Origin of the sequence: Dorea hominis (assembly GCF_014287705.1) — a bacterium.
Lineage (GTDB): Bacteria > Bacillota > Clostridia > Lachnospirales > Lachnospiraceae > Dorea_D > Dorea_D hominis.
Genome location: NZ_JACOOY010000031.1, coordinates 1 through 6,434, shown reverse-complemented (window position 1 = coordinate 6,434; position 6,434 = coordinate 1). Strand labels below are relative to the sequence as shown.

Genomic DNA, 6,434 nt, shown 5'->3' with positions numbered 1-6,434 from the left:
CAGGCACTAAGGACACTTAGAAGACCGCACATAAGCAAAAAGTTTCGCCCATATTTCGAACAGTATATAACACCTTACCCAATTTATCATGTTGGAATTGAGAGTTTCCAGCGCACGGGCTACAGTGAAGTCGAAAGAGCCGTGCTTGGTTGGTGATACTATTTTGATACTAAAAAAATAAATAGATGTAATTTTATGCGTGAAAATGTATGGAGAATGCGCTGTAAAGACAATAAATAAGGGAAGAATATAGTAAAAAGTATCACCGACATTGTAATGAAATAATAATAGAATTGTGGGAGTACGAAGTACGGAACAATTCGTATGGTATTTTTTAACTTTAACATTATATATAAGAGAATTACAGATAAGACAAGGACGGTTATTGTACAAATTGCAGTAGCCGTCCTTCTTTTCCCTTTCTTTTTAGTCTATGAAGTGGTATGCTTGTGGATAGAAAACGGATCGATAAAGGAGATAGCATAAATATGAATTACAATGAGATGGCATTAAAAATGCACGAAGAACACAAAGGAAAAATCAGTGTCACATCAAAAGTAGCGGTAAAGACAAGAGATGATCTTAGTACGGCGTATACTCCGGGTGTTGCAGAACCTTGCCGGAAGATCAGAGATGATAAATCAGAAGTGTACAGATATACAGCAAAAGGAAATCTCGTAGCAGTTGTATCTGATGGGACGGCAGTTCTGGGACTGGGAGATATCGGTCCGGAAGCGGCAATGCCGGTTATGGAAGGAAAATCCATTTTGTTCAAAGAATTTGCAGGAATTGATGCATTTCCAATCTGTCTGGATACGAAAGACACAGATGAGATCGTGGAGACTGTTAAACGTCTTGCTCCTACATTCGGTGGAATCAATCTGGAAGACATTTCTGCACCGAGATGCTTTGAAATCGAGAGAAGATTAAAAGAAGAACTGGATATTCCGGTATTCCATGACGATCAGCACGGAACAGCGATCGTTGTATCCGCAGGTCTTACAAATGCTTTGAAATATGTCGGAAAAGAATTTTCAGAAGCAAAAGTAGTCATCAATGGTGCCGGATCTGCAGGAATTTCTATCTGTAAATTATTATTAGAGCTGGGAGTCGGTGATATTGTCCTTGTTGATAGGAACGGAATCCTTGCAGTTGGTGAAGAATGGATGAATCCTGCACAGAAAGAGATGGCAGAAAAGACAAATAAAGAACAGATCCATGGAGATTTAAAAACTGCAATGCAGGGCAGAGATGTATTTGTAGGTGTATCTGCGCCGAATATTGTGACAGCAGAGATGGTGGGTACAATGGCGAAGGATGCGATTGTTTTTGCAATGGCAAATCCGACACCGGAGATTATGCCAGACGAAGCGAAAAAAGGCGGCGCAAGAGTTGTAGCAACCGGAAGATCTGATTTTCCGAACCAGATTAATAACGTTCTTGTGTTCCCAGGAATTTTCAAAGGGGCGCTGGAGGCAAGAGCAACAGATATTACAGAAGAGATGAAAATCGCAGCAGTAAGAGCAATTGCTGATATTATTAAACCGGAAGAATTGACAGAAGACTATATTATTCCGGGAGCGTTTGATGAAAGAGTTGCTGATAATGTGGCAAGAGAAGTTGCAAAAACAGCAATAGAGATCGGAGTTTCTAAGTTGAAAAAAGCAGAATAATTGCGAAAGAGGAATTGGTTATGTTATTAGTAAAAAATGCAGAGGTATACGCACCAGAATACCTGGGGAAAAAGGATGTTTTGATCTGCGGAGGAAAAATTGAAAAGATTCAGGATGAAATTGGTTCGCTTCCAGTTGAATGTGAAGTGTTAGATGCCGAAGGAAAGATGCTGACGCCAGGGTTTATTGATCAGCATGTACATATTACCGGTGGAGGCGGAGAAGGAAGCTTTCATACGAGAACACCGGAATTACAGCTCTCTGAGTTAGTGGAAAATGGTATAACTACAGTCATAGGGCTTCTGGGAACAGATGGAATTACAAGAAGTGTGGAGAATCTTTATGCAAAAACCAAGGCTCTTTGCGAGGAAGGCGTAAGTGCATATATGCTTACGGGAGCTTATGGCTATCCGAATCCGACAATTACCGGAGAAGTTGATCGAGACATTGTATTCATCGACGAGATACTCGGTGTGAAGCTTGCTATTTCCGATCATCGTGCACCGAATGTGACAGAAGAGGAACTGATCCAGATCGCAAGCAAAGTAAGAGTTGCCGGTATGCTCAGCGGGAAACCGGGGATTGTTGTGTTGCATATGGGAGACGATGAGGCTGGATTACAACCGGTATTCCGTGCGTTGGAGAAAACGTCTATTCCTACTCGCATTTTCAGACCAACACATGTAAATCGAAATGAACATCTGTTGGAGGATGGATATGAATTTTTAAGAAGAGGCGGATATGTAGATTTGACTTGTGGCATGCATTCTTCTCCGGGAAGTTATGTTCTGGAAGCAAGGAAAAGAGGAATTCCTACTGAACATATTACGATGAGTTCGGATGGACATGGAAGCTGGTCTCACTATGCGGAAGATGGAACCCTTTTAGAAATTGGAGTGTCCAGTGTAGATGCACTTTATAAAGAATTAAAATATATGGTGAAAGAGCTTGGAATGAAGCTTGAGGATGCATTACCTTATATGACAAGCCATGTGGCTGAGGGGCTGGATCTGCTTCCGAAAAAGGGATGGATAAAAGAAGGAGCAGATGGAGATGTTCTCCTGTTTGATCAGAATATGGAGCTGGATACTTTTATAGCAGGTGGTCGTATTCTCATGAAAAACAAGGAAATCCTTCAAAAAGGAACTTATGAAAAATAATAGAAATTAATAGCGTAAACAAAAAACAGGAGATATGGATAGGAAAATCCGTATCTCCTGTTTTTACTAGGAAGATAATGTATTTATAAAATTCTGTCGTTCGGACGGAGAAATGCTGTCAATGACGAGACAGGATGCCAGGATATTCAGCATGGCAATTGGAATTGTCATTGAATTATAAAACATTTCTGTGGAAGTAGGGCAAATAAGGAGCAAATCACTGTGGCATGCAGCCGGGGAGGCATCGCTGTCGGTGATCGTTAAAATCGGGACACCGGATTCGGAAGCTTTTTTTGCAATATTTCCTATCGGAAAATAGTAGCGCGGGAAAGAGAATAAAATTACAAGATCTCCCTCTGTAAGTTTTCGTAATGTTTTCTGTGTTTGCTCCAAATCGGACAGGTCAATCAGAATGACGTTGTAATACAAGATTAAGAGTCGCAATTTTAAAAATTCTCCAGGCACTTTCGATATATCATGTGCAAAGATAAAAATACGATTACTGCGTCGAATCTTATCAGAAGCTGCCAGAATGGTATCCATAGGCAAATCAGAGATAAACTCGGAAAAGGCACTCACTTCCTGGCTACAGATTTCTAAGAGCATTCGTTCGCGCTCGGGTGCTTTGCCAGCTTCTAATTCTGGAACGAAATAAGTGGAAGAGGATGCGATTCGAATCATCTTCTGTGTATAATCACGGAATTGTTCTTTCAAGCCAACAAATGTGGAACAGCCCAGTTTCTGGCAAAAACGAAGAAGTGTCAATTCGGAGGATCGTGTCTGCTGACTGAGCTGAGCCAGAGTGATGTAGCTTATTTCTTCCGGGTTGGCAATCAGGTAATCTGCGATTGTTTTTTGTTTTTTTGTAAGTGTCGGATATAATTCCTGAATATGTTCTAAAATGTCCATATAGTTTCCTTTCGCTTTTACAGTAAAATGTTTCGTGATATTTTACAAAATATAAGTGATGACTTTACAAATCTATTATAACATGTATAATGAAAAATAGAAAGTAAAGTATATACTTAACTAAAAGAAAATTTATAAGTACCAAAAAGGAAAGAGGAGGACAAGGCTATGAAAAACAATTTGAAGAGCACTTCGAACGAACCTGGCTGATTATTTTTTTATTTATGTTCGTGATCATTATGATTCCATTTCCATTCTTTTACAGTGAAACATACATCCCTTCATTTGGCGGGGTTCCGTTGTTCCTGTATGGATGGTTTATTCACACTGCGATTACATTTGCATTGATCATCAAGTATTATCGCATGTGTATGAAGCGAAAAGAATATCACACCTATGATGAGGAGGAGAAGTAATTATGAACGGAGCAGCAATTCAGCCTTCACCAGGCCCTTTCTATACGGTGCTGGTACTTTATCTTGGAATTATGGCATTTATTGGTTGGTATGCAGGACGCTATGATGACGGATGTAATCCAGGGTTCCTTTATGATCGCAACAGCAATTGTAACTTTTATTGTTTCTATTGTATGTAATGGGAGGAGGCTTTGGCAATATCAATCATACACTTCAGAGTATGAATGAAGCTTATCTTGCATTTCCGGATGCCAATGGCTATATGTCTTGGGCATATTATGTATCCAATATTGTATTGTGGTCTTTCTTTTTGTTCCGATGATTTTGCAGAGAGGTCTGAATCCGTTTTTAGCTTCTATTTTCATTGCTGGAATTGTAGCTACCGGTATGTCTACTATTGATGGTATATTAGTAACGAAAACCGGTGCGGTTACGCGTGACATTTATCAGAAACTCATCAATAAAAAAGCAACAGATGAGAGTGTAATGAAGCTTTCGAAAGTAGTAACTATTCTGATTGGTATTATCGTAATTTGTTTCGGCGTATTCCAGCCAGGCAGTATTTTCGAAATTAACCTGTTTGCGTTCTCGGGAATGGCAATTTTTGTAGTGCCGATTCTATTTGGTATTTACTGGAAGAAAGCAACTGCACAAGGAGCGATTGCAGCGGTAGTAGTAGGTGTAATATCACTGTTACTCTTCACGTTGAATCCAACTATAAAAGCATTTGCGTTTGGATTCCATGCATTGTTCCCAACAACAATCATTTCATCAATTGCAATGGTTGTTGTAAGCAAATTCACAAAAACACCACCGCAAGAAACAATTGAGCGTCATTTTGCGGTGTAGTATAAAGGAGGAAATGAAAATGTATCTTGCAAAATTAACTACAGCACAGGCAAAAGAAGCCTTCAAGAAAGATCCGATTGTTGTAATCCCGGTAGGAAGCACGGAGCAACACGGTACACAGAGTGCACTCGGAACAGACTTCATGGTTCCGACATATCTGGCGGATCATGTGGAGGACATCGAAAATGTCATTATAGCTCCAACAGTTCCGTATGGTGTATGTCCATATCATTTAAGTTTTGAAGGAAGCATCAATATTGGATATGAAGGACTTTACCTCGTACTTCATGGCATTATGGATTCTCTTATGCAGCACGGAGCAAAACGTTTTGTAGTTTTAAATGGTCATGGCGGAAACACACCTTCTATCGACCGTGCGGCTTTAGAGGTATATCATAAGGGCGGTGTATGTGCCAGCGTTGACTGGTGGAGTCTGGTTGCACAGTTAGATAAGAAGTTTGAAGGCGGCCACGGTGACGTACTGGAAACATCTGCAATGATGGCAATTTGTCCGGAGTCTGTTGATCTTGAACTGAGTCAACCGATCAATGCACAGGATCCAACTGAAAATATGAAGGCTGCATATATCCAGGCAGTAAATTTCAAGGGCGGTATTGTACGTCTTGTTAGAGATACGAAGGAAATTGCTCCAAGCGGTTGGTTTGGACCTTTTGATCCGAAAGAATCATCAGTTGAACTGGGACAGCAGGCATTAGATCTCGCAGTATCTTATATCCGTGATTTCTTGGAGGAAATGAAAAAGATAGAATTATAAGTATCTAAATATAAGTAAAAGTAGAAAACTGTTGTTTTGCGATTGGAAAATTGCGAAGCGACAGTTTCTTTTTATTATGTTCTTGCAGCAATAAAGTTATTCAAATTTATCTCAGTCGAGAAGATTCCCACCTCTTTTAGGTGGTGAGTAAATGCAAATTCGTCGCAGTGGGAGTCCAATCTCCGACTGAGATAAACGCTCCGCGAGGATGCGCAGTGATTCTGATAGGAATATGTCAGCTTTGCTGACCAGAATCACGCGCCAAGTCTCACGAACGTTCGACTTGAATTGTTTTACTGGTCTTTACTAAATTGTATAAAATGACACAAAAACATAAAAAATAACAGGTTAATTGTATTAAATATCTAAATTGCAGAAAATATAAAAACATTGTTGACAATTCCGACCTTCGGTGTTATTCTAATATAGCTGTCGTGTGAGACACACCTGAGAAGCGTAGATGTCACACGGAAGACAACAAAGAAAAATAAAAAAGTTGTTGACAAACGACATGAGATATGATAATCTATTAAAGCTGTCGATGAGACAACAGATAAGAACCTTGATAATTAAACAATAGACAACAACCCTGAAAATTCTTAAGAGAATATTCAGAACGGACAAAGAACAAAATGAAGTTCGACTCTGTCGA

The 6,434-nt window shown here is 39.7% G+C and carries 6 protein-coding genes; 5 read left to right on the top strand and 1 reads right to left on the bottom strand.

All coding sequences use genetic code 11. The features are described from left to right. Window positions 1–488: 488 nt before the first annotated feature. Both H8S07_RS14180 and iadA read left to right on the top strand, forming a co-directional pair. Window positions 489–1,673, top strand: coding sequence for an NAD(P)-dependent malic enzyme (locus H8S07_RS14180; RefSeq protein ID WP_186856268.1), 1,185 nt, complete (start codon window positions 489–491; stop codon window positions 1,671–1,673). 20 nt (window positions 1,674–1,693) lie between these two features. Further along, window positions 1,694–2,833, top strand: coding sequence for a beta-aspartyl-peptidase (iadA, locus tag H8S07_RS14175; protein WP_021859549.1), 1,140 nt, complete (start codon window positions 1,694–1,696; stop codon window positions 2,831–2,833). 66 nt (window positions 2,834–2,899) lie between these two features. On the opposite strand, the gene H8S07_RS14170 is transcribed toward iadA, so the two are convergent. Next, window positions 2,900–3,742: a MurR/RpiR family transcriptional regulator gene (locus H8S07_RS14170; protein WP_117536722.1), complete on the bottom strand. Its 843-nt coding sequence runs from the start codon at window positions 3,740–3,742 to the stop codon at window positions 2,900–2,902. 418 nt (window positions 3,743–4,160) lie between these two features. On the opposite strand from H8S07_RS14170, the gene H8S07_RS14555 reads away from it, so the two are divergent. The 3 genes from H8S07_RS14555 (at window position 4,161) to H8S07_RS14160 (ending at window position 5,782) form a co-directional block, all read left to right on the top strand. Further along, window positions 4,161–4,337, top strand: coding sequence for a hypothetical protein (locus tag H8S07_RS14555; RefSeq protein ID WP_243176044.1), 177 nt, complete (start codon window positions 4,161–4,163; stop codon window positions 4,335–4,337). A gap of 139 nt (window positions 4,338–4,476) precedes the next feature. Then, window positions 4,477–5,007 carry a sodium:solute symporter family transporter gene (locus tag H8S07_RS14165; protein WP_243176043.1) on the top strand — a complete coding sequence of 177 codons (531 nt, stop codon included), beginning with the start codon at window positions 4,477–4,479 and terminating at the stop codon, window positions 5,005–5,007. 19 nt (window positions 5,008–5,026) lie between these two features. Next, window positions 5,027–5,782 (top strand): creatininase family protein, encoded by a 756-nt coding sequence (locus H8S07_RS14160; protein ID WP_186856267.1) that lies wholly within the window; start codon window positions 5,027–5,029, stop codon window positions 5,780–5,782. The last annotated feature ends 652 nt before the right edge of the window (window positions 5,783–6,434 follow it).

Bases quoted from the DNA above. Each gene is read 5' to 3' on its own strand.
- iadA (WP_021859549.1), top strand. From the start codon at position 1,694: ATGTTATTAGTAAAAAATGCAGAGGTATACGCACCAGAATACCTGGGG.
- H8S07_RS14165 (WP_243176043.1), top strand. From the start codon at position 4,477: ATGATTTTGCAGAGAGGTCTGAATCCGTTTTTAGCTTCTATTTTCATT.
- H8S07_RS14180 (WP_186856268.1), top strand. From the start codon at position 489: ATGAATTACAATGAGATGGCATTAAAAATGCACGAAGAACACAAAGGA.
- H8S07_RS14170 (WP_117536722.1), bottom strand. From the start codon at position 3,742: ATGGACATTTTAGAACATATTCAGGAATTATATCCGACACTTACAAAA.
- H8S07_RS14555 (WP_243176044.1), top strand. From the start codon at position 4,161: ATGAACGGAGCAGCAATTCAGCCTTCACCAGGCCCTTTCTATACGGTG.
- H8S07_RS14160 (WP_186856267.1), top strand. From the start codon at position 5,027: ATGTATCTTGCAAAATTAACTACAGCACAGGCAAAAGAAGCCTTCAAG.